At 65.2% G+C, this 23,190-nt stretch carries 19 protein-coding genes; 12 read left to right on the top strand and 7 right to left on the bottom strand.

Features of this window, described 5'->3' with window-relative positions; translation table 11 throughout:
* The first annotated feature begins 46 nt into the window (after positions 1-46).
* Positions 47-838 (top strand): DeoR/GlpR family DNA-binding transcription regulator, encoded by a 792-nt coding sequence (locus J2805_RS22520; RefSeq protein ID WP_309980254.1) that lies wholly within the window; start codon positions 47-49, stop codon positions 836-838.
* A 31-nt stretch (positions 839-869) separates the two neighbouring features.
* Here J2805_RS22520 and J2805_RS22515 read toward each other — a convergent pair whose 3' ends face one another.
* Complete coding sequence (locus J2805_RS22515; RefSeq protein WP_309980253.1) at positions 870-1,898, bottom strand: LacI family DNA-binding transcriptional regulator; 1,029 nt, start codon at positions 1,896-1,898, stop codon at positions 870-872.
* Between the two features lie 5 nt (positions 1,899-1,903).
* Positions 1,904-3,106 (bottom strand): Gfo/Idh/MocA family protein, encoded by a 1,203-nt coding sequence (locus J2805_RS22510; RefSeq protein WP_309980252.1) that lies wholly within the window; start codon positions 3,104-3,106, stop codon positions 1,904-1,906.
* Positions 3,107-3,322: 216 nt separating this feature from the next.
* Between J2805_RS22510 and J2805_RS22505 the strand changes: the two genes are divergently transcribed.
* The 4 genes from J2805_RS22505 to J2805_RS22490 all read left to right on the top strand — a co-directional run bounded on the left by J2805_RS22505 (position 3,323) and on the right by J2805_RS22490 (position 8,979).
* Complete coding sequence (locus J2805_RS22505) at positions 3,323-4,264, top strand: carbohydrate ABC transporter permease (protein WP_309980251.1); 942 nt, start codon at positions 3,323-3,325, stop codon at positions 4,262-4,264.
* A gap of 9 nt (positions 4,265-4,273) precedes the next feature.
* Positions 4,274-5,200, top strand: coding sequence for a carbohydrate ABC transporter permease (locus tag J2805_RS22500; protein ID WP_307052232.1), 927 nt, complete (start codon positions 4,274-4,276; stop codon positions 5,198-5,200).
* 55 nt (positions 5,201-5,255) lie between these two features.
* Positions 5,256-6,596 carry an ABC transporter substrate-binding protein gene (locus J2805_RS22495; protein WP_309980250.1) on the top strand — a complete coding sequence of 447 codons (1,341 nt, stop codon included), beginning with the start codon at positions 5,256-5,258 and terminating at the stop codon, positions 6,594-6,596.
* Positions 6,597-6,756: 160 nt separating this feature from the next.
* A complete protein-coding gene (locus tag J2805_RS22490; RefSeq protein WP_309980249.1) occupies positions 6,757-8,979 on the top strand; it encodes an alpha-galactosidase in 2,223 nt (740 codons plus the stop codon).
* Positions 8,980-9,085: 106 nt separating this feature from the next.
* Here the strand turns inward: J2805_RS22490 and J2805_RS22485 are convergent, their stop codons facing one another.
* A complete protein-coding gene (locus J2805_RS22485; protein ID WP_309980248.1) occupies positions 9,086-10,048 on the bottom strand; it encodes an SMP-30/gluconolactonase/LRE family protein in 963 nt (320 codons plus the stop codon).
* A 252-nt stretch (positions 10,049-10,300) separates the two neighbouring features.
* On the opposite strand from J2805_RS22485, the gene aroQ reads away from it, so the two are divergent.
* Positions 10,301-10,777 carry a type II 3-dehydroquinate dehydratase gene (aroQ, locus tag J2805_RS22480; protein WP_309980247.1) on the top strand — a complete coding sequence of 159 codons (477 nt, stop codon included), beginning with the start codon at positions 10,301-10,303 and terminating at the stop codon, positions 10,775-10,777.
* A 1-nt stretch (position 10,778) separates the two neighbouring features.
* Positions 10,779-11,819, top strand: coding sequence for a DUF2332 domain-containing protein (locus J2805_RS22475; protein ID WP_309980246.1), 1,041 nt, complete (start codon positions 10,779-10,781; stop codon positions 11,817-11,819).
* A gap of 67 nt (positions 11,820-11,886) precedes the next feature.
* Here J2805_RS22475 and J2805_RS22470 read toward each other — a convergent pair whose 3' ends face one another.
* Complete coding sequence (locus tag J2805_RS22470; protein WP_309980245.1) at positions 11,887-13,071, bottom strand: MarP family serine protease; 1,185 nt, start codon at positions 13,069-13,071, stop codon at positions 11,887-11,889.
* Between the two features lie 280 nt (positions 13,072-13,351).
* Between J2805_RS22470 and J2805_RS22465 the strand changes: the two genes are divergently transcribed.
* The gene (locus tag J2805_RS22465; RefSeq protein ID WP_011693220.1) at positions 13,352-14,029 is read left to right on the top strand and encodes a Crp/Fnr family transcriptional regulator; all 678 of its coding nucleotides are present in this window, start codon (positions 13,352-13,354) and stop codon (positions 14,027-14,029) included.
* 341 nt (positions 14,030-14,370) lie between these two features.
* Here the strand turns inward: J2805_RS22465 and J2805_RS22460 are convergent, their stop codons facing one another.
* Genes J2805_RS22460 through J2805_RS22450 form a run of 3 tightly spaced genes read right to left on the bottom strand, consistent with a single transcriptional unit; the run spans position 14,371 to position 16,026 of the window.
* On the bottom strand, positions 14,371-15,282 hold the full coding sequence (locus J2805_RS22460) for an NUDIX hydrolase (protein WP_309980244.1): 912 nt from the start codon (positions 15,280-15,282) through the stop codon (positions 14,371-14,373).
* 16 nt (positions 15,283-15,298) lie between these two features.
* Positions 15,299-15,868 carry a RidA family protein gene (locus J2805_RS22455; protein ID WP_309980243.1) on the bottom strand — a complete coding sequence of 190 codons (570 nt, stop codon included), beginning with the start codon at positions 15,866-15,868 and terminating at the stop codon, positions 15,299-15,301.
* A gap of 2 nt (positions 15,869-15,870) precedes the next feature.
* Positions 15,871-16,026, bottom strand: coding sequence for a DUF4177 domain-containing protein (locus J2805_RS22450; protein WP_011693223.1), 156 nt, complete (start codon positions 16,024-16,026; stop codon positions 15,871-15,873).
* A 37-nt stretch (positions 16,027-16,063) separates the two neighbouring features.
* On the opposite strand from J2805_RS22450, the gene J2805_RS22445 reads away from it, so the two are divergent.
* From J2805_RS22445 to J2805_RS22430, 4 genes are all read left to right on the top strand, one after another.
* The gene (locus J2805_RS22445) at positions 16,064-18,364 is read left to right on the top strand and encodes a transglycosylase domain-containing protein (protein WP_309980242.1); all 2,301 of its coding nucleotides are present in this window, start codon (positions 16,064-16,066) and stop codon (positions 18,362-18,364) included.
* 7 nt (positions 18,365-18,371) lie between these two features.
* Complete coding sequence (locus tag J2805_RS22440) at positions 18,372-19,316, top strand: metallophosphoesterase (protein ID WP_309980241.1); 945 nt, start codon at positions 18,372-18,374, stop codon at positions 19,314-19,316.
* Between the two features lie 182 nt (positions 19,317-19,498).
* Positions 19,499-21,316, top strand: a complete 1,818-nt coding sequence (locus J2805_RS22435; protein ID WP_309980240.1) for an ABC transporter ATP-binding protein — start codon at positions 19,499-19,501, stop codon at positions 21,314-21,316.
* Entirely contained in the window at positions 21,313-23,145 is a 1,833-nt protein-coding gene (locus J2805_RS22430) for an ABC transporter ATP-binding protein (RefSeq protein WP_309980239.1), read from the top strand. Before J2805_RS22435 ends, J2805_RS22430 begins: the two co-directional genes overlap by 4 nt.
* Positions 23,146-23,190: the final 45 nt, after the last annotated feature.

The raw sequence follows: 23,190 nt of genomic DNA, 5'->3' as shown, positions 1-23,190 counted from the left end.
TCTGACGGGGACAGCCTCCCCCGAGCCGCAGCCCGAAAGGAACTCCATGCTTCCCGCAGCACGCCATCAGGCAATTGTGGACGCCGTCCAGCGCGAAAGGGTGGTCCGTGTCTCGGACCTCGCCCAGCAGCTGGGCGTGTCGCTGATGACCGTCCGGCGGGACATCGAGCTGCTCGAGGAGGGCGGCCGGGTGGAACGGATCCATGGCGGTGCCAAGCTCCCCGGCGATGCCAGTACCCATGAACCCGGCTTCGAGCAGAAGTCCACGCAGCTAACAGCCGAGAAAAGGGCCATTGCGCTGGAAGCGGCTTCCCTGGTCCATGAGGGCATGGCCGTCGGGCTGGGCGCCGGAACCACCACCTGGGCGCTGGCTAAGGAACTGGTCAACGGCCCGCGCATCACGGTGGTGACCAACTCGATCCGCATTGCCGATCTCTTCCATCACGGTTCGTCCTCCGGTGCGGGACGTTTCGGCTCCACGGTGATCCTGATCGGCGGCGAGCGCACGCCGTCGGACGCGCTGGTGGGGCCGATCGCGACGGCGGCGCTCAAGCAGCTGCACCTGGACCTGCTGTTCCTGGGCGTGCACGGCATGGATCCCGATGCCGGGTTCACCACTCCCAACCTGCTCGAGGCCGAGACGGACAAGGCGTTCGTGGCCGCTTCACGCAAGGTGGTGGTGCTGGCCGACCACACCAAGTGGGGAACACAGGGGATGAGCACCATCGCGGAATTCGAGGAGGCCGACGAAGTGATCAGCGACGCAGGCCTCAGCGGGGATGCGCGGCGCCTCCTGGAGGAAAGCGTCAGCCGGCTGCGGATCGTCAGCGCCGGGTAGGCCCGGCGCTACGCCGTTTACCGCCCTGCTGCTACGGGCAGCCGCAGGACTGCCTGACCAGCAGCCGGGTGGGGAAGACGTGGTGACGTGGCGGCTCGCCGCGTCCGGCTCCGACCAGAGCCCGCACCGCGGCGTCAGCCATATCGCGCACCGGCTGCTCTACGGTGGTCAACGGAGGCCATGAATATTCAGCCTCCACCGAACCGTCGAACGCGGCCAGGGCAATGTCCCCGGGCACCGAGAGGCCGGCTTCATGGAGGGCCCGGAGAATGCCCACCGCCTGCATGTCCGAACTCGCGAAAATGGCGGTGGGGCGGTGGCCTGACGCCAGGAGGCGTTTGCCTGCAGCGTAGCCTCCATCCCGGGTGAAGGCGCTGCGCGCGATCGGGCCCTCAGGGAGGCCGGCGGCTTTGAGGGCCTGCAGCCAGCCCTGTTCGCGATCATCAGCTTCGTTGGCCGTGGTGGTACCCATGGCGAGTCCGATATTGGTATGGCCATGCCCGATCAGGTGCTCCACGGCGGCGCGGGCACCCCCGGCGAGATCCACGCCGACGCTGGTGACGCCGGCCGTTCTTTCGCTGTGGCTGAGCAGGACCGATGAAATCTCCGCCGATTCCAGATCCGCAAGGTCGGGTTCGGAGAGGACGCTCGCCAGCACGACCCCGTCCACCTGGCGGGCGGCCAGATTGCGGATGTGCCGGCGTTCCTTGGCAAGGTTGCCGTCGGAGTTGGTGAGGAACAAAGCGTAGCCAAGTTCGCCGGCTGCGTCTTCCACCGCGTGTGCCAGCAACGAGAAGAACGGGTTGCTGTTGTCCGGAATGATCAGGCCGATGGTTTCGCTGGACCCCAGTTTCAGTGCGCGCGCGGCGGCGTTGGGGCGGTAGCCCAGGACGCGGATCGCGTCCTGGACCTTTGCTTCCGTAGCTGGCGCCACCCGCTTGGGACCGCCGTTGACAACATAACTGACCACGGCCGTGCTCACGCCTGCGTAGCGGGCAACATCCTTGCGGGTTACCGGGCCTCGGGGCGTATGCGTTGCGGAAGTGGTCATGGAGTACATGCTAGCTATGTAGCCCGCGGAGCGTCGCCAAAATCGCGGATGGGCAGGCGTTCGCCGTCCTGCTGGGCAGAGGCATGGGCCACTATCCCGGGAAGGGTGAACCGCGCGGCGACCCAGGCGTTGACCGGAGGGAGCATTCCTTCGTTGACCGCAGTCACGAAGTCGTCCACCAGGAACTGGTGGCTTCCCTCGTGTCCGTTCGGGGCGCCGCGGAATTCCTCGGGCAGGCGTTCGCGGTCATGCACAGGGGCGAGGCCGGAGATGAAGGCATCACGCAGTTCCGGTGCAACGTCCGCGAGCGAGGGGTCATCGAGCGGGATGCTGGGCCTGGTCTCCACCTGTTCAGAGATGTCATGGACATTCTCCTTGTCCTGCCACACCGTGACCTTGGCGAGTTGCTCGAAGCTGGCCTCGGTGCCGAAGAAGCGGAACCGGGACTCACGGATGTGGGACGGGTAGCCAACGCGGCGCATCTCATTAGTGCGCATGGCGCCGCCATCGTTCAGCTCAAAGAGCGCGGTGGCGTTGGAGAAGTCGTTGCCGAACATGCTGACTTCCTTGTCGAAGACACCGTCCTCGCGGTCGTCCTTGACGCCGATGCAACTGACGCTGACCGCGTGGGACGGCAGCGCACCCAGGACACCCCCGATTGCGTGGGTGGGGTACAGCATAGGCGGGTAGCTCGCCGTCGCCTTCCAGGCTTCTCCGCCGCTGTACTGATAGGCGTCATAGAAGCCGAGGTCCATGTCGTGGACATAGTCGCCTTCGCTGTAGAAGATCCTGCCGAACTTCCCGGCGGCATGCTGGTTACGGGCATAGACGGTGGCCGGGTTGTAGTAGCTGGTCTCACCCATGGCGTAGACCAGGCCGGTTTCCTTCACGGCTTCGATGATGCGCTCGATCTCCTCTTCGGAAACCGCCATGGGAACAGCCGAGTAAACATGCTTGCCGGCACGCAGCGCCTGCTCCACCAGCGGCCCGTGGGTCCAGCGCTGCGTGAAAATGGCGACGGCGTCGACGTCGGACGCCAGGAGCTCCTCGAAACTCGCCTTGGTGCCGTCAAGCCCCCAGCGCTCCAACGCCGCGGCGGCGCGTTCCGGCCGCTCGTCGACGACGTAAACCTCGCTCACTCCCGGGTGGAGCTTGAAGAGGTGGGCAAAGTGGCCGCCGAACTGTCCGACGCCGACGACTCCGATAGAAAACGTCATTGTTTACCTTTCCCTGGCTGCCCGCAGGTCCGGGCGCGAATTGGCCCTAAATGGGCTTGCTGAGAGTCTTGCACCGCAATCTACTCGAGTCAACGATTTGAGAAGATCAAGAAGCAACTTTCAATGTTACTAAGAGAATTAACTTGCCTACCCAAATCTACTCGTGTAGATTTCTAACCAGTTGTTACCCACATCACAGTCAGGAAAGGGTCGAAGATGACCACCCTTACCAAGCACGCGAGTACTGCTCCGCTCCGGTCAGGAGCTCAAAAGCCGCACGGCGGCCTACGCCGGTTCGGCGACATCAAGATCGCACTCTTCTTCATCGCCCCGGCCATGATCGGGTTCATCTTTTTCTACGTTGTCCCAACCATCCGCGGCGTGTACCTGAGCTTCACGGAGTACAACATCCTCGGAGACCCGGAATGGGTGGGGATGGACAATTACACGGCGATCGCCAAGGACCCGCTCTTCTGGAATTCCCTGGCCGTCACGGGCCAGTACGTCTTCCTCAACATCGTCCTCCAGACCGCTCTGGCCCTGGGCCTGGCCCTCCTAATGCACAAGGTCGCGAAGTCCACCCTCATCCGCGGCGCCCTGCTGCTGCCCTGGATGATGTCAAACGTCATCGCGGCACTGCTCTGGTTCTGGATGCTCGACTATCAGATCGGCGTCGTCAACCAGTTCATCGAATGGGCCGGCCTCCCCCGCGTCGCGTTCTTTGGAAGCGAGGAGTGGGCCATCCCCACCCAGGCCGTGATCAACACCTGGCGCCACATGGGCTACACCGCCCTGCTTATCTTCGCCGGCATGCAGGCCATCCCGGGCCACATCTATGAAGTAGCCAAACTCGACGGCGCTTCACCGTTCCAGACCTTCCGCAAGATCACCATTCCACTGCTGCGGCCGGTGCTGGTCCTCGTCCTCGTCGTAACGGTGATCGGTTCCTTCCAGGTCTTCGACACCGTTTCCGTAACGACACAGGGCGGCCCGGTCAACGCCACCCGCGTCATCCAGTACTACATCTACCAGCGCGCCTTCACCGAGTCGGACTTCGGCTACGGATCTGCAATCGCCGTCATTCTCTTCCTCATCCTCGCCCTCGTGGCCTTCATCCAGATGAAGTTCCTCAAGGGCAACGAGTCGGACCTGGACTAGGAGCCCCGCATGACCACCACCACCAGCCGCGCACCGTTGCCGGCCCAAACCCGCCGCCGTCGTCCTTTCAACGCCCGCCGCGCGGGCGCCTGGGCCCTCATTGCCCTGGCCATCGCGGTCTCCGTCGTCCCGTTCCTGTGGGTGCTGCGCACGGCGCTGTCCACCAACTCGGCGCTGGCTTCCAACTCGGCCAGTCTGCTTCCCGCGGAATTCACCTTTGGCGCGTTTATGCGGGTGTTCGGGCTGCAGAGCCCGGCCGACGCCGTCGCAGAAGGCGGTTCCGGTGCCGCCATCGACTTCTGGCTCTACCTGCGGAACTCCATCATCTTCTCCTCCATCACCACTGCCGGGGCCGTGTTCTTCAGTGCGATGGCTGCCTACGCCTTTGCCCGGCTGCGCTGGAAGGGCCGGAACGTGGTGTTCAGCCTGTTCCTGGGCACCATGCTGGTCCCGCCGATCTTCACGGCCCTGCCCAACTTCCTGTTGATCAAGAACCTGGACCTGCTCAACACGATGCTCGGCATGGTCCTGCCGTACATCTTCATGACCCCGTTCGCCATCTTCTTCCTCCGGCAGTTCTTCCTGAACATGTCCCGCGAGGTCGAAGAGGCGGCCATGCTCGACGGCGCCAAGCACCTGCGCATCTTCTTCCAGATTGTCCTCCCCAACGCCGCGGCACCCCTGGCCACGCTTGCGCTGCTGACCTTCATCGGCCAGTGGAACGAATACTTCTGGCCCCTGCTGGTCGGTTCGCAGGACGACGTACGGGTCCTGCAGGTGGGGCTCGGCGTCTTCAAGTCGCAGTCCCCGCAGGGAGCACCCGACTGGTCCGGCCTCATGGCCGCAACCCTGGTTTCGGCACTGCCCGTCCTGATTCTCTTCGCCGCCTTCGGCAAGAAGATCGTCAACTCCATCGGTTTCTCCGGCATCAAATAGGCTCCCCGCCTCCACCCCTTCGCTCATTCCCTCCATCCCCAACGGAAAGAAAATCATGAAGAAATCCCTCGGCACCGTCGCCGTCGCGGCAGCCATCGCGCTCTCCCTCTCCGCCTGTGGCGGCTCAGGATCCTCTGCAGAATCAGCCAAGGGCGAGCTCAGCTATTGGCTTTGGGACGCCAACCAGCTTCCCGCGTACCAGCAGTGCGCCGATGACTTCACCAAGGCCAACCCGGACATCAAGGTCAAGATCACCCAGCGCGGGTGGGACGACTACTGGAGCACACTCACGAACGGGTTCGTCGGCGGCACTGCCCCAGACGTCTTCACCAACCACCTCGGACGCTACGGCGAGCTTGCCGAGAACAAGCAGCTGCTTCCCATTGACGATGCCGTCGAAAAGGACAATGTCGACCTGGCCGCCTACAACGACGGCCTTGCGGACCTCTGGGTGGGCCAGGACGGCAAGCGCTACGGCCTGCCGAAGGATTGGGACACCATCGGGCTCTTCTACAACAAGGCCATGCTCACAAGCGCCGGTGTCACCGAGGAACAGATGAAGAACCTCACCTGGAACGCGCAGGACGGCGGCACGTACGAGAAGGTCATCGCCCACCTGACCGTTGACAAGAACGGCAAACGCGGGGATGAGGCCGGCTTCGACAAGAACAACGTCGACGTCTACGGCCTGGGCCTCAACGGCGGCGGCGACTCGTCCGGCCAGACCGAGTGGAGCTACCTCACCAACACCACGGGCTGGTCCCACACGGATAAGAACCCGTGGGGCACCCACTACAACTACGACGACCCCAAGTTCCAGGAAAGCATGGACTGGTTCGCCGGACTGGCTGCCAAGGGCTACATGCCCAAGCTGGAAACCACTGTCGGTGCGGCCATGGCCGACACCTTCGCGGCGGGCAAATCGGCCATCAACGCCCACGGCTCATGGATGGTCGGCCAGTACACAGGGTACAAGGGCGTCGAGGTAGGCATCGCCCCGACCCCGACGGGTCCGGAAGGCAAACGGGCGTCGATGTTCAACGGCCTGGCCGATTCGATCTGGGCCGGGACCAAGAAGAAGGACGCGGCCATCAAGTGGGTCGAGTACCTTGCCTCGGCTCCCTGCCAGGATGTGGTTGCGTCCAAGGCTGTCGTCTTCCCCGCACTCAAGGCATCTTCCGACAAGGCTGCGGAGGCGTTCAAGGCCAAGGGTGTTGACGTGACTGCATTCACCGAGCACGTCAAGAACGAAACCACTTTCCTCTACCCCATCACTGACAATACTGCCAAGGTCAAGGGCATCATGGAGCCTGCAATGGACGCCGTGGTCTCCGGCAAAAAGCCTGCCAGCTCCTTGACCGAAGCCAACAACCAGGTGAACGATCTCTTCAAGTAGACCGCACCTGTAGTGGCTGCGTAAGTGGTCGCAGCCACAGCTCCGGATGCCGCCGCTTCTCCTCGCGGCGGCGGCATCCGGGCACCCCATCCCCCACACGCATACGAAATTCACGGGCAGCGTCGCAGTACGCTTACCGCCACAACGAAAGAGAACCCCTATGAAGCCCCTGCACCTCCGCTCCGCCGGCACCAGCCTGGTGATCAGCTTCGACAGCGGGGAGGCCGAGGTCATTCACTGGGGCGCCGATCTGGGCGCTTCACTGCCCGATCTGGCCATCCTCGGCGAACCGGTCCCCCACTCCGCCATCGATGCCACCGTCCCTGCCGGACTGCTGCCGCAGGCATCCTCCAGCTGGCGCGGACGTCCGGCCCTCCGCGGACACCGCATCGCCGACGGCGCCCCCGGCTACGACTTCTCCGTCCGCCTCCGCGTCGCCGCCGTAAACGCCGGCGCAAGTACCGCCGTCGGGAATTCTGCCGTGATCGTCCAGTCCGATCCGGACGCCGGCATCACCGTGCAATCCACGCTGCAACTGCACGATGGCGGGCTGCTGGAAATGCGCCACACCGTCACCAACACCGGCATATCACCCTTCCAGCTCGACGAACTGGCCACCGTGCTACCGGTGGCTCCTGACGCAGTCGAACTCCTTGACCTGACCGGCCGCTGGTGCCGTGAACGCCACCCGCAGCGCCGGGCCATCCAGCAGGGCACCTGGGTGCGGACCGGCCGGCACGGACGCACCGGCCACGACTCCTCCCTGCTGCTGGCCGCCGGCACGGCAGGCTTCAGCAACCGCCACGGCAAAGTCTGGGCCACTCACCTTGCCTGGAGCGGCAACCACGAACAGTTCGCGGACAGCATTGCAGACGGGCGCACCATGATCGGCGGCTCCGAGTTGCTGGGCCCGGCCGAAGTCGTGCTCCAGCCGAACGCCAGCTACACCACTCCCGCGCTTTTCGCGGCATACTCGGACCGCGGCCTGGACGGCATCAGCGAAGCCTTCTACAGCTGGTTCCGGAGCCGTCCGCACCACGTGCTGCCGGCGGCTTCAGCCAAGACAGGAGCAGGCAAGGCCGGATCCGGCAAGGCCCGCCCGGTGGTGCTGAATGTCTGGGAAGCCGTCTATTTCAACCATAATCTCGACACGCTGATCGAACTGGCAGACTCCGCAGCGGACCTGGGCGTGGAGCGCTTCGTCCTCGACGACGGCTGGTTCCGCGGCCGCCGGAACGACCAGGCCGGACTGGGCGACTGGTACGTCGACGAGGGCCTGTGGCCCGACGGCCTGACCCCGCTGATCGACGCCGTCACCTCCCGGGGCATGGAGTTCGGCCTCTGGGTCGAGCCGGAGATGATCAACCTGGACTCCGACATCGCCCGCGCCCATCCGGAGTGGATCGTCGGCCCCGCCGCGCTGTCGCACAAGGACGGCGGCCGGCTGCCGCTGACGTGGCGCCACCAGCACATCATCGACCTGGTCAACCCCGAGGCCTGGCAGTACATCTTTGACCGCATCGACGCCCTACTCCGCGAGAACAATGTCAGCTACCTGAAGTGGGACCAGAACCGGGACCTGACCGAGCACGGCCACGCCGGGCGTTCCTCCGTCCACGAACAGACCTTGGCCGCCTACCGGCTGTTCGACGAACTAAAGAAGGCCCACCCGGGCGTCGAGATTGAAAGCTGCTCCTCCGGCGGGGCACGCGTGGACCTGGGCATCCTGGAACGGACAGACCGGATCTGGGGCTCGGACTGCAACGACGCCCTGGAACGCCAGACAATCCAGCGCTGGACCGGCCTGGTGGTGCCGCCGGAGCTGGTGGGCGGCCACATCGGCCCCACCACGTCCCACACCACAGCCCGCACACACGACGTTTCGTTCCGCGCCCTCACGGCCCTTTTCGGCCACTTCGGCCTGGAATGGGACGTCCGCCAGGTCCACGGCGCCGAGCGGGAAGAGCTCAAGCGTTTCATCGGCATCTACAAGGAGCACCGCGGTCTCATCCACTCCGGCCGGATGGTCCACGCGGACGTGGCCGACGATTCGCTGATGTTCCATGGCGTGGTTTCGCAGCGTCCCGCGGCACCGGGTGAAACTGCCGCCCTGTTCACCCTGGTCAGCACCAGGACTGCTTTTGCCGAGCAGCCGGGACGCATCGCCGTGCCGGGGCTCGAACCGGAGGGCAACTACCGTGTGGAGGCCATCTTCCCGGCGCCGGGCGACGCCGACTATGCGCACAACTTCACGCAGGTGCAGCCGCCGGCGTGGCTGGCCGCCGGAGCAGTAGCCAACGGCCGGTTCCTGGCCGAGGTGGGCCTTCCGATGCCCATCCTCAACCCGGAGCACGCGGTGCTCCTCCGCTTCACGGCAGCATAGATAAACCGTCCGTAGGCCGCCGCATCACACGCAGTCTGCCGGCCGGGTAGCCACCCGGCCGGCAGACTCTTCTGTCCCCAAACTCGACTGGCTTCCTCAAACCCAACTAGCGGGCGTCCACCAGGACCACTTCGTATTTGCTGGCCCCGGCAATGCCGAATTTCGCATTGACCGCAGCGAGCGTGTCACCGAACACGGCCGCCGTCGTCGGGATCTGGAAGTCAGGGCTGGTGATGACGTCCCGGACCTCAAACGAATCCAGTCGGGAGTCGAGCCGAACGCGGCTGACCTGGTTGAGCATGTTCTGCACAGCCCAGAGGGTGTTCCCCTTCACCACTATGCCGTCCACATAGGGCAGGCTGGCACCCCTGATCTTTGCGCTGTCGGCGGTGTCACCGGAGCCCGGCTCCACCGTGTACAGGGCTCCGTTCGCTGAATGCGCCAGGATGAGGGTCCGCCCGCCCCGGACGGCCGCGATGCCGTTCAGGTTGAAGTCGGCGGGAGTCTCTGCAGCCGGGCCGGTCAGCGTGAGCGTCCTGACCTCATCGCCCGGCTTGCCGTGGCGATCCACGGGGACAAAGTACAGCTCGCCCTTCATGGAGTTGGTAAACCAGGCCCCGTCGTCCGTGACTGCGACATCGTTGATGAAGGCAGGGTCCGCGGTCAGCTGGTAGGTGGCCACGGATTTTCGCGTATCGGTGTCGTAGACATAGGCCTGTCCGTTGGGGCCGCCGGCCACGAAGAGCAGGTCGTTCTCAACGTCAACTTTCATGCCAACAGCCATCCGGCCGTCAGGTACGTCGATGTAGAGCCGAGCGGTCCCGCGGCGGATGTCACCGCGGAAAATGTCCCCTTTGAACAGGTCCCCGGCAAAGAACGTAGTGCCCTTGCCTTCGGCAATACCCTCGGCGGATGAGGCCCCCGGAAGCTCAATGACTTTGTCGCGACCGCCGCCTGGCGGAGGTCCGGCAGACGCCGCGGGTGCCGGTACGAATAGTGCTGCGAGGGCCACCAGTCCCACAGCGGCACGGCGAAGTGCTTTTCCTGAATCCACATTTTTGCAGCGCATGATGACGCTCTCTCCAGATCGGGCTTTTCGCGCGAGCTGACCGGTACGGGAGCTCCGCACGATGGTCCTTCAAGTCTAGGCACCTCCACATCGGGTGGCCAGAGGCTCGGGAACTGCCGGACCGCCGGTTTCACCGGCGTCGGGTCCTTACCTTCCGGTCTGTGCGGTGGCTTTGAGCCGCATCGCCAGGATGGCCGTCAGCCGACCGTAAAGAACAGCGCGCGCGGCACGCAAAGCGATAGATTGGCACACATGACTGAAGCCTCCCCCGCCACCGACGCCGGCCGCGGCACCATCCTTGTCCTCAACGGGCCCAACCTGAACCTGCTCGGTACCCGCGAGCCGGAAAAGTACGGCACGGCAACCCTGGCCGACGTCGAACAGCTCGCCAAGGACGCCGGTGCGGCCCACGGCGTGGAGGTCGAATGCTTCCAGTCCAACCACGAGGGTGCGCTGGTTGACGCAATTCACGCCGCCCGGGGCACGGCGATCGGCATCGTCCTCAACGCCGGGGCATACACGCACACGTCGGTGGCCATCCGCGATGCCATCTCCGCAGTTCAGGTGCCGACGGTGGAGGTCCACATCACCAACGTGCACGCCCGCGAGGAATTCCGCCACCACTCCTACCTTTCGGATATCAGCAAGGCCGTGATCGCCGGTGCCGGGGTCATGGGCTACCGGTTCGCCGTCGAATACCTCGCGGAGCTGAACGCCGGCAAGGCCTGAGATGCCACCCGCCAGTGCGGGGAGGGCGGGCACCGCGGACTGGTACCGGAACTTCGGCACTGTTGATGCGCCAGGTTCCTCCCCCTGCTACGCCGAATGGTCACTGGGAATCGCCGACGATCCCGAGCTGATCCGCCGCATTGAGCAGTGGCCGCACAAAAAGCGCCAGCCCCTGCTGATCCTGGCGGCCGCACGTTTCCTCGGCGCCGAAATCAGCCCGTTCGGCGAATTCCGGGAGTTCCTGCTGGCCCGCTGGAACGACGTCTCCCGGATTGTGCATTCCCGCGCCACCCAGACCAACGAAGCCGGCCGCTGCGCCACGCTGCTGCCGTCCCTCGCCCGCATCGCCGCCGCGGAAGGCCGTCCGCTGGCCCTGATCGAGGTGGGGGCCTCCGCCGGTCTGGCGCTGTTTCCCGACAAATACGCCTACGAATACGACGACGGCACGACCGTCACTCGGCTGGCTCCGGACCCCGATGCCCAGTCAGCGGCGGCCGGCCCGCCGGTGCTTCGGTGCACAGTGGAAGGCGCCGTTCCGCTACCCACCGAACTTCCAGCGGTGGTCTGGCGGGCGGGGATCGACCTGAATCCCCTTGATATCAACGATCCCGATGACGTCGGCTGGCTGGAGGCCCTCATCTGGCCCGAGCAGGACTTTCGCCGTGAGCGGCTGCGGCAAGCCATAGCCATCGCGCAGCAGGACCCGCCGCTCCTGGTGGCGGGTGACCTGAACGAACGGCTTGTTGCCTTGGCCGCGAAGGCACCTTCCGAGGCTGCCCTGGTGGTGTTCCACAGCGCCGTGATGGCCTACGTGGGCTCCTCCGGGCGGCGAGCCTTCCGGGCCAAGATCGGCAGGCTTGCCGCGGAGCGCGGCTGCCATTGGCTCTCCAACGAGGGCCATACGGTAATCGCCCAGGCGGACGGCTCCGTGGTGGTGCCGGAAATGGACGATGCCCGGCTGCGGGGCCGCTTCCTCCTGCTTCAGGACGGAGTTCCTGTGGCCATTGCCGGTCCGCACGGCCAAACCCTGGAGTGGCTCTAGGCGCGGCAGCCGTACAGCGGGCAGCGGTGTCCTGCCGGGGACAGCGGTGTTGCCTCTGGATGCACCGCTACTTCTGGATACACTGCCCCGACGATACGGCATTGCTCAGGTCCGGCGCCTGCGCTGCGACCGGTCCAAGATCGTCCATGGTGATGGCGAAACCCATGTCGGCATCCGAGGTGGCCTTGGCGAAGATCACACCGGCAACCAGGCCTTCGGTGGTCAGAAGCGGCCCGCCCGAGTTGCCCGGCTGGACATCGCCGGCAAGCCGGTAAACGTCTTCGGGTGACGGACTGCTGCCATAGATGTCCGGGACGAGGACGGAGGTGATGTCCTGCACTGTTGCCGGTTTGGACTGGAACGGCCCGCCGTGCGGGTAGCCGGCGAAAGCGGCCGGACTGCCCGCCGGAAGGTCGGCACTGAGCTGGAGCGGTGACGTTGGCAGACCGTCAACCGCGAGGACAGCGAGGTCGCGCTGGCTGTCGAAGTAGACCACCCGGCCAGGCATTGCTCCGCCGCCGGGAATCTCCACCACCGGCTGCGACACGCCCGCGACCACATGGGCGTTGGTCACAACGCGCCCCGGCGAGACCACAAAGCCGCTCCCGGTTTGGTTCTGGCCGCATTGGTACGCAGTACCGGCAATTTTCAGGACCGATTCCCCCGCCCGGTTCAGGGCCGGCGTGTCGGTGCTCGCGTTGGGAATGGCCACCTGCTGCCCCTGGCCGAGTCCCTCGATGAGGGTGGGAATGCCGTCACCGATCACCGTGGAGCGCAACTGCGCCACTGCCGTCTTCACCGGCACGGGCGTGAGGCCGTCGATGAAGCGGATGACCTTGGACTCCGCCAGTTGCTGGGACACAAACGGGACGCCCAGCGCGCTGATGCTGAAGGCCAGCATCGACATGACCAGTGCGGCCACCACTACGTTGACGCCGCCGCCCACCACGCGGTCCATGGCCCGCAACGGCTGGATCCGCACGGCGCTGCGGATTTTGCGGCCAATCATGGTCCCCAGCGCATGCCCCAGGACAATAAGTACGACGGCGCTGGCCACGATCGCGGTGAGCCTCCAACCGCTGTCCTCCACCAGGTTGCTGACGATGGGCACGGACACGAACGCGGCCAAGGCGCCCACAACAAAACCGGCAATGCCGCCAAGCGTCACCAGGAAGCCGTTGCGAAGGCCGTAGATCAGGTAGGACAGCAACGTCAGGATCAACGCCAGGTCCAGGATGGTCAAGCCGAACACACGGGCTCCTTACAAAACAGGTAAGCCCCAATTCTAGTGGCGAACCCTGACAGTTTCCCGATGACCGGCGGACCGGGGCGATACCGCAAGACGCACTCGGAATGCCTTGGAAAAGCTCCACACCCCTTCCACAGGCCACGTCCCGGATGCGAATCCGGCCCTTGAAGGGCTCCCGGCGCCCCGTTTCAGGCGTTTCACGTGCCAAGTACGTCACAGAAGCTTCAAAATTCTGAAACAATGGCTGAAGCGCCCCAGCCGACACATTTACTCAGGAGATTTCATGGACATCGAGGTATTGCGCCGCGCACCCCTATTTGCCACGCTCGACGACGAAGCATTCCGTCTGCTCACGGACGAACTCACAGAGGTGGACCTGTCACGCGGAGCATCGGTTTTCCGTGAAGGCGACCAGGGTGATCAGCTCTACTTCATCGTCTCCGGCAAGGTGAAGCTTGGCCGCACGTCCCCGGACGGACGCGAGTCCCTGCTGGCCATCCTCGGCCCGGGCGAGCTCTTCGGCGAAATGGCACTGTTTGACCCGAGCCCGCGTACCGCCACGGCAACTGCCGTCTCGGAGACCCGCCTCGCCGGCCTGAAGAACGAAAGCCTCAACGCCCTGCTGCGTACCCGTCCCGAGGTCTCGGCCCAGCTCCTGCAGGCCCTGGCCCGCCGCCTGCGCCGCACCAACGACTCCCTGTCGGACCTCGTGTTCTCCGACGTCCCGGGCCGCGTTGCCAAGGCACTGCTGGACCTGGCCGACCGCTTCGGCCGCCCGGCAACCGACGGCGTCCTGGTGGCACACGAGCTCACCCAGGAAGAACTGGCCCAGCTGGTGGGCGCGTCCCGCGAAACCGTGAACAAGGCCCTGGCCGAATTCGTGCAGCGCGGCTGGCTCCGCCTCGAAGCCCGCGCCGTCGTGATCCTGGACATGCAGCGGCTCCGCCAGCGCTCCCGCTAGCCCCCGCTACACCCTTACAGCGCAAACAGAAGGCCGGTCCGCAAGTACGGAGCCGGCCTTCTGCATTTAATTGAGTTCTAAACCCACGGACGCTCTCCCACTTCCAGCGGCTTTTCCGGACACGCTCTCCCGCTTCCAGCGGCTTTTCCGGACACGCTCTCTCACTTCCTGCGGCTTTTCCGGAGCTCTTCTTCGGCTCCGGGCAGTCGAGACTGAAAGAACCGGGAGAGGATCGTTCAGAAACCGACGGGAACTGAGAGAGCGTCGCGGAAAACGCGACAACAACTGAGAGAGCGTCGCGACCACAGGCGCCACCGGATCCAGCCCGGAGAGAAGAGAGGCTAGCGCTCCCGCTGGGGTTCCCCGGCGACCGTCTTGGCCGCTTCGACCTCGAGCATGAGGGTGCCGTCTTCTTCGACCAGCTTCGGCTGATATACGTGGGCCTTGCGCTTGTAGCTCAGGTACGCGATGCAGCCGTTGGCGGCTGCCATTTTCTCGAGCATGATTTCGGAGCCGGGCACCAGCAGTTGGCCGAGTTTCAGGCCGACGGTGTTTTCCTGGCCCACTTCGTCGCCCAGGGCGGTGGTGTCGCGATCGGCGATGACCTTGCTGGCACAGACCCAGCGGCCCCACACGCCCTTGCTCGCCAACAGGGTTGGCTGCTGGTTCACGGGCACGGTAGCGGCGAAGTAGCGGGTGTTGAAGCGGCGGTGGGTGAAGTCAGGGCTGAGCCAGTTGACCAGCGGTTTGAGCAGGTCGGTGCGGATGGACAGGCCGCGCTTGGCCAGGACGTCCGTAAAGGACTTCTCCTGGTTGGCCACAGCCTCGCGGGCGCGCATCCATTCGGGAGTGGAAGTGGCTTCCACGGTGGTGGAGAGGTCCGGACCGGCCAGCAGGACGCCTGTTTCCTCGAAAAGTTCACGGATGGCGCCCACCACGTGCCGGCGCGCCAGCCCGACGTCGTCCGTTCCCATCTGTTCCGCCCAATGCTGCGCTGTGGGGCCTAGCCAGCCGACGGCGTCGTCGTCGGACGCATCGAGTGAGCCGCCGGGAAAGGCGAGCACACCGAGCGGGGAATTACCCGGACGGTAGCCCAGCCAGGTTTCCAGTCCTGTGGGCGCATCGCGCAGCAGGACGACGGAGGAGGCGAGGCTGGCGGCACGTGGTGTCCGCTCGCCGTGTTCGAGCCAGCTTCGTGCTGCCCCCTCGAGATCGGGAGGCAGCACGAACAGGCGACGGGCTAACTGGGGCAAGGGAAGTGACCGGCCTTTAGCTGAATTCGGCGATCAGTTCGACTTCCACCGGCGAGTCCAGCGGCAGGACCGACACGCCGACGGCAGAGCGGGCATGCTGGCCGGCGTCGCCGAGGACCTTGCCGAGGAGCTCCGAGGCGCCGTTGATAACTCCCGGCTGACCGGTGAAGGACGGATCGGAGGAGACAAAGCCAACCACCTTGACGATCCGGGTGATCCGATCGAGGTCGCCGATCACGCTTTTCACCGCGGCAAGGGCGTTGACGGCGCAAACGGCAGCGAAGCGCTTGGCGTCTTCGGGAGACACAGTGGGTTCGTCGGCGAAGCCCTCGGTACCGGTGGACACCTTGCCCGTAGCTTCGAGTTTGCCGTTAATAAAGGGCAGCTGTCCGGAGGTGTAAACATGGTTGCCGGAGATGACGGCCGGGACGTAGGCAGCGACCGGGGCCGCGACCTCCGGAAGGACCAGTCCCAGCTCGGCCAACCGCTGTTCGACGGCGGATGCCGGCGCTCCGTTTTCCGCACCGGAGACCGGGTTTTCGGCGGGGGCCGGGGTTTCCGGCGCCGTGCCTGCAGGGCTTGTCATAACTACTGCTTCTCCCTCTTCAGGTAGGCAACGAGGCCGTTGCCGTCAGGACCGGTGACGACCTGGACGAGCTCCCAGCCGTCCTCTCCCCATTGGTCCAGGATCTGCTTTGTGGCGTGAATAATGAGCGGAATCGTGGCGTACTCCCATTTGGTCATGAGCTAAAGACTAGTCCTTGCCGGTAAAGTGGAAAACATGGCGACTGGTAAGAACCCTTTATTCGACACGGCCACCACCCTCGGAAAGATCTTTGCTTTCCTTGGCGTGAGCGCGATTTGTGGTGTCCTGGTAGCAGGCCTGCTGGTCCCTGCGGCAGCTGTTTCCGGCAGCACAGCCAGCGGTTCCATCGAGTTCTTCGACACGCTGCCGGCGGAGCTGCAGGTGGACCCGCCCAGCCAGTCCACCAAGATCCTTGCCGCTGACGGCAGCCTGATCGCCAACCTCTACGCCGAAAACCGCACGCGCGTTTCACTGGACCAGATGTCGCCATACATCAAGGACGCAGTGATCGCCATCGAGGACAGCCGCTTCTATGAGCACGGCGGCGTGGACACCACGGGCATCATGCGTGCGCTGGTCAGCACGGCCCGCGGCAACAAGCAGGGCGCGTCCACCATCACGCAGCAGTATGTGAACAACGTCATCAACGCCTCGCTCGAAGCCGAAGGCAACACTGAGGACATCAAGCTCAACGGCGTCAACAAGGGCGTGGGAGACAAACTCCGCGAGATGAAGCTGGCCATCGCCCTGGAGAAGAAGTTCACCAAGGAGCAGATCCTTGAGGGCTACCTCAACATCGTGTTCTTCAACCGGGACGCCTACGGCATCGAAGCCGCGTCCAAGTTCTTCTTCAGCTCCGCAGCCAAGGACCTCACGCTCCCCCAGGCCGCGCTGCTGGCCGGTGTGGTGAACAGCCCGTCCTTCTATGACCCCATCAACAACCCGGACAACGCGAAGAACCGCCGCGACCAGGTGCTGAACGCCATGTACACCCAGGGCAAGATCAACCAGGCCGACTATGAGGCGGCAGTGGCCACGCCGGTGGAAACCAAAGTCACCCCCGCCCGCCAGGGTTGTGCCTACGCCTCCACGGCCCCGTACTTCTGTGACTACGTCCTGCACCTGCTGCTGAACGATCCCGCCTACGGCGCCGACGCCAATGAGCGCGAACGCAAGATCTTCCGCGGCGGCCTGACCATCACCACCACCCTTGATCCGAACGCCCAGAACGCAGCGCAGGCCCAGGTGGATGGCGCTGCAGGCGCGAACCCGGACAAGTGGGGCGCATCCATGGTGTCGGTCCAGCCGAACACCGGCAAGATCACCAACATGGCCCAAAACACGGTGTGGCTGCCCGCTGACGGCAAATTCCAGGCCGAACAGAACTTCAACGTGGACACCCTCGATGCGGACGGCAACGACCTCAACGGCCTGGGCGGATTCCAGCCCGGTTCCACCATGAAGCCGTTCACGTTCGCGGAGTGGCTCAACGAGGGCAAATCCATGAACACCGTGGTCAACGGGGCCGTGCGAAAGTACCCGCTGAGCTACCAGTTCCGGAACAGCTGCGGCGTGACCACCGGTGCGTACAACTCTGCGGAGGTGGGCCTCGGCGCCGCAGATGACCTGCAGAACGCCGAGGAGGGCTATTACCGTTCAATGTCGGTGCTGCAGGGCCTCTACAACTCGATCAACACCATCACGTTCGCTTCTGCCGCCCAACTGGACTTCTGCGGCATCCAGAAGATTGTCGACGCCGTGGGATTGCACTCCGGGCTGCCCAAGCGGGATGACACCGGCAAGGTCGTCGAGGCGCAGCCGAAGATCAACATGTTCACCCTGGCTAACCTGCTCGGCTCCACGCAGACGTCGCCGCTGACCATGGCCAGCGCGTTCGCCACCTTCTCCAATGACGGCAAATACTGCGCTCCGATCGCCATCACCTCCGTGACGGACCAGACCGGCGCCCAGCTGCCCGCCCAGTCCACCAACTGCCGGGACGCCATTAAGCCGGAGGTGGCGCGCGGTGTGAACTACGCGCTCCAGGAAGTGCTCAACCAGGGATCCGGTTCACTCATCCAGCCCCGGATCTCCACCAAGACCAGCTTCCCCATCGCGGCAAAGACCGGTACCTCCAACAACAACGGCTCCACCTGGGTGGTGGGCCACACCACCGGCCTGGCCACCGCGGCCTGGTTCGGAGATCCCCTCGGTGACCAGAAGCGTGCCGGCCAGAACGTCACCATCAACGGCAAGTTCTACAAGGGCATCGACGGCTACATGATCGCCGGCCCGATGTTCTCCAACTTCATGTCCCAGGTGGCCCCGGCGTACGGAACCAACCCGTTCACCGCGCCGCCGGCCAACCTGGTCGGCGGGGCACCCACCACGCGGCAGACCACACCGTCCACGCAGAATTCGGCGCCCGCCCCGGCACCCTCCACCCCCGCACCGGCGCCCAGCAAGGGCAACGGCAACGGCAACGGAAACGGGTAGCGCACCGATGGGGGACACAACGTCGCTGGCAAGCCGCGTCCGCGGGATCGGGCGCGGCTTTGCCGTCACCGCCGCTGCCGGGGCGGCCGCGGGACTCGCAGCGGCGGGCTACGGGCTGTGGGAAAAGAACCAGTTCGTACTCCGCGAGGAAACCGTGCCCATCCTCCCCGCCGGTTTCGGTCCTTTCCGCATCCTGCACCTGAGTGACATCCATTTTGTCCCGGGGCAGGACCGGAAGGCGCAGTGGCTGTCCTCGCTGGCGGAACTGGAACCGGACCTGGTGGTCAACACCGGCGACAACCTCAGCCACGTCAACGGAATTGACCCGCTCCTGAAGGCCCTGGCGCCGCTGCTGGAATTTCCGGGCGTGTTCGTGCCGGGATCGAATGACTACTTCGCGCCCAAACTCAAGAACCCGGCGTCGTACCTCCGTGGTCCCTCAAAGGCCCAGCCGAAGCCGGTGGTGCTGGACTGGCCCCGGCTGCGCTCCAACTTCGGGATGTCCGGCTGGGTGGATCTGACCAACCGCAACCAGTCTGTGGTGCTGAACGGCCTGCGCTTCGACTTCTCCGGTGTGGACGATCCCCACCTGGGCCTGGAGCGGTACGCCGGCTGGCCCCGCGGCACCAGGGGCCAGGACACCACGCCGCACCTTCGGGTGGCTGTGGTCCACGCCCCCTACCAGCGCGTGCTGGACCATTTCACGGAGGACGGCGCGGACCTGCTGCTGGCCGGCCACACCCACGGCGGCCAGATCTGCGTGCCCGGCTTCGGCGCCCTGGTTGCCAACTGCGACATCCCCACGTGGCGTGCCAAGGGCCTCAACGACTGGGAAAGCAATGGAAGCACGACGCCGGTAAACGTGTCCGGCGGGATCGGCACCTCACGCTTCGCCCCCGTACGCATCGCCTGCCGGCCCGAGGCCGTGCTGCTGACGTTGACCGCACGCTGACGCGGCGGTGGCCGAGCCCGGGCCCACCAATGGGATCGGCTCGAGCAGCCGCGGAGTATTGCGAAACGCAATGACTGGGCAAGATCCCCGGACCGCCCGGAATCCTGTGAACCGTGTCACGGCATGGCCTAAGGTAGTTGCTAAAGGAAACTACATTCGCAGTTGAGCTTTAAGAAGCGGGCATGGCCAAGCAGACTCCATTCTTCACGTCAATCAGCCGACTCTATCCCCACGTAAAACCGATCATCCCCCGGCTGGTCATGGGACTTCTGTGCGCACTCCTGGCCAGCATCGTGGCTTTGACCATCCCGCAGGTGCTTCGGGTCCTCATCAATGACTCCCTCCAGCCGGGCGGCGCGACGGAGGCAGTCTGGATCGCCTCGCTGATCATCCTGGGCCTGGGCATCGCCGAAGCCGGTCTGGTTGCGCTCCGCCGGCAGTTCGTCATCAACCCGGCAACCACCGTGGAAACACGCATGCGGGTATCGCTGTACCGCCATCTCCAGGACCTGACGGTGTCCTTCCACGACCGCTGGGGCTCCGGTCAGCTGCTGTCCCGGGCGATGACGGACCTGAACTTCCTGCGGCGCTGGATGGCGTTCGGCGCCATCATGCTGGTGGTGACCACCCTGACGGCGCTGATCGGCGTCGTCGCGATGTTTTCCATGAGCTGGCAGCTGGCACTGATCTTCCTGGCCGCCGCCGTGCCCATCATGATCTACGGATTCCGGTTCCGGACCCGGTTCAGCAAGGTGGCCCGCCGAAGCCAGGACCAGGCCGGAGACCTCGCCACCACCGTGGAGGAGTCCGTGCACGGCATCCGGGTGCTGAAGGCGTTCGGCCGCAGCCGCGAGGCCCTGGAGAATTTCAACGGGCAGGCCGAGGAACTTCGGCGGACCGAGATCGCCAAAGCCAAGCACCAGGCCATCTTCAGTATGGTGGTCACCCTGCTGCCGGAACTCGCGCTCGGCACCGGACTGGTGGTGGGCATCATGTTGGCCGCGGATGGCCAGCTCAGCATCGGCGCCCTCGTGGCGTTCTTCGCCACCGCAGCCGTGGTCGCGGCGCCCGTGGAGTTCAGCGGCATGCTGCTGGCCATGGCCCTGACCGCTAAGTCAGCCATCGACCGGCACTTCGAGGTGATGGACGCGGCCAACACCATCACCAGTCCGGAGCGGTCCCGGGCACCCGCACGGCTGGCGGGCGCCCTCAGCTTCAACGCGGCGACGTTCGCGTTTGAGGACGCCCCGGACAAACCGATCCTCAAGGATGTCAGCCTGGACATCCGCCCCGGCGAAACCATGGCCCTGGTGGGCATCACCGGCAGCGGCAAGAGCGCGCTGCTCCAGCTGGTCCCCCGCCTTTACGACGTCACCGCAGGTTCCATCACTATCGACGGCATTGACCTGCGCGAGTTCTCTGTGGAGGAACTTCGTACGATGGTGGGCGTGGCCTTCGAAGACACCACCCTGTTTTCCAGTTCCGTCCGCGACAACGTCCTGCTCGGCGCCGGAGACCGGAGCCAGGAAACACTGGAGGAAGCCCTCGATGTTGCGCAGGCACACTTTGCCTACTCGCTCCCCGACGGCCTGGACACGCTGATCGGCGAGGAGGGACTCAGCCTCTCGGGCGGCCAGCGGCAGCGCATCGCCCTGGCCCGGGCCATCGCTGCCAAGCCCAAGGTGCTGGTGCTGGATGATCCGCTGTCCGCCCTGGACGTCAACACCGAAGAGCTCGTCGAAGCCCGCCTCCGCGAAGTCCTCGCCGACACCACCACCCTGATCGTTGCCCACCGGCCATCCACCGTGGCGCTGGCCGACCGGGTGGCGCTGCTCGAGGAAGGCAGGATCACCGCCGTCGGGACCCATGCGCAACTGCTGGGGCAGAACGAGCATTACCGCTACGTGATCGCCAGCCTGGAAACGGAGCCCCGGGACCTGGATTCCGAACTGTCGGACCTCTCAGAGTTAAGCGATGAGTCCGAGGAGATCTCCCGATGAGCACCGCAACGTTCGGCACCGCCAACGAGGACAACGCCCACCTGACCAAAAGCGAAAGCAAGGCCGTCCGACGGCGGTCGCTCGCCCTGCTCTGGTCCCTGATCCGGCCCGTCCGGCTGCGGTTCTGGCTCACCATCACCATGGTGGTCCTCTCGCAGGCCGCCAGGGTGGCCGGACCGGCGCTGATTGCCTTCGGCATCGATCACGCCCTGCCGGCGCTCCGTGCCGGGAACAACGTGCCGCTGGTGCTCACCGGCGCCGCCTACCTCGCCGCGGCGGTTGCCACTGCCGGCCTCACCGCCCTGTACGTCACGTCGACGGCGAACCTGAGCCAGGCGATGCTGCTGGATCTGCGCGTCCGCGTCTTCCGGCATACGCAGCGGCTCAGCCTTGAATTCCATGAGAAGTACACCTCCGGCCGCATCATTGCTCGGCAGACCTCGGACCTCGAGGCCCTGCGTGAACTCCTGGACTCCGGCGTCAGCTCGCTGGTTTCGGGGATGCTCTTTATGGTGTTCACCGTAATTACGGTCTTCGCCCTGGACTGGCGCAGCGGCTTCATCGTGCTGGCGGCGGGTGTTCCGATGTACTTCCTGGCCCGCTGGTACCAGAAGCACTCCCAGATCGCGTTCCGCGAATCCCGCGTGGTGTCCGCACGGCTGATTATGCACTTCGTGGAAACCATGACGGGCATCCGGGCGGTCAAGGCCTTCCGCAAGGAGCGCGCAAACGCAGCCCGCTACGGGGAACTGGCCGAGGACTACCGCAAGGTCACCGTCCGGTCGATCAACCTCAACGGTGTCTTCCAGCCGGGGCTGGTGCTGATCGGCAACGTCTGCGTCGCTGTGGTGCTGCTCTTCGGCGGGTTCCGGGTGCTGGGCGGCGAGCTCGCCGTCGGAGTGCTGCTGGCTCTGATCCTGTCCACCAAGCGCTTCTTCCAGCCCGTGGACCAGATGGCCATGTTCTACAACTCCTTCCAGAGCGCACAGGCGGCCTTGGAAAAGGTCTCCGGCCTCCTCGAGGAGGTTCCCACGGTCAGGCCCCCCAAGAACCCCGTAGCGCTCCGCGACGCCCGTGGCACCATCGACTTCCACGCGGTGGAATTCCGGTACGGCGACGGCCCGGTGATCATTCCGACGCTGGACCTGCACATTCCGGCCGGGCAGATTGTGGCCCTGGTGGGTCAGACGGGGGCCGGCAAGTCCACCCTGGCCAAGCTGATCGCCCGCTTCTACGATGTGTCCGAGGGGTCGGTGACACTCGACGGCGTGGACCTCCGTAGCCTCACCACGCCGGACCTGCGGCGGAACGTGGTGATGGTCACCCAGGAGGCCTTCCTGTTCAGCGGGTCCGTGGCAGACAACATTGCACTGGGCCGTCCGGAAGCGTCCCGCGAGGAAATCGAGGAAGCGGCGCGGGCGGTGGGCGCCCATGACTTCATCATGGAATTGCCGGAAGGATTCGACACCGAGGTGAACAAGCGCGGCGGCCGTGTTTCTGCCGGCCAGCGCCAGCTCATCAGCTTTGCCAGGGCCTTCCTGGCCCGCCCCGCAGTGCTGATTCTGGACGAGGCCACGTCCTCCCTGGACATCCCCTCGGAGCGCCTGGTCCAGCACGGCCTCGCCGGCCTCCTGGCGGGTGTGGCGGGGCACGACGTCGGGCGTACCGCCCTGATCATCGCCCACCGCCTGTCCACGGTGGAGACTGCGGACCGCGTCCTGGTGGTCCATAACGGACGCGTCGTGGAGGACGGCACCCCCGAGGAACTGATCGGCGGGGGCGGCCGGTTCGCGCAGCTGCACGGGGCCTGGAAGGACTCGCTCGTATAGTGAACTACGCTATGGGAATCCGCTAGGGAAACCCGTAGCCCGGAG

It is taken from the genome of Arthrobacter oryzae (genome assembly GCF_031454875.1).
Classification (GTDB): domain Bacteria; phylum Actinomycetota; class Actinomycetes; order Actinomycetales; family Micrococcaceae; genus Arthrobacter; species Arthrobacter oryzae_D.
The sequence above is the reverse complement of the archived record's forward strand: the minus strand, read 5'-3'. Positions and strand labels throughout refer to the sequence as shown.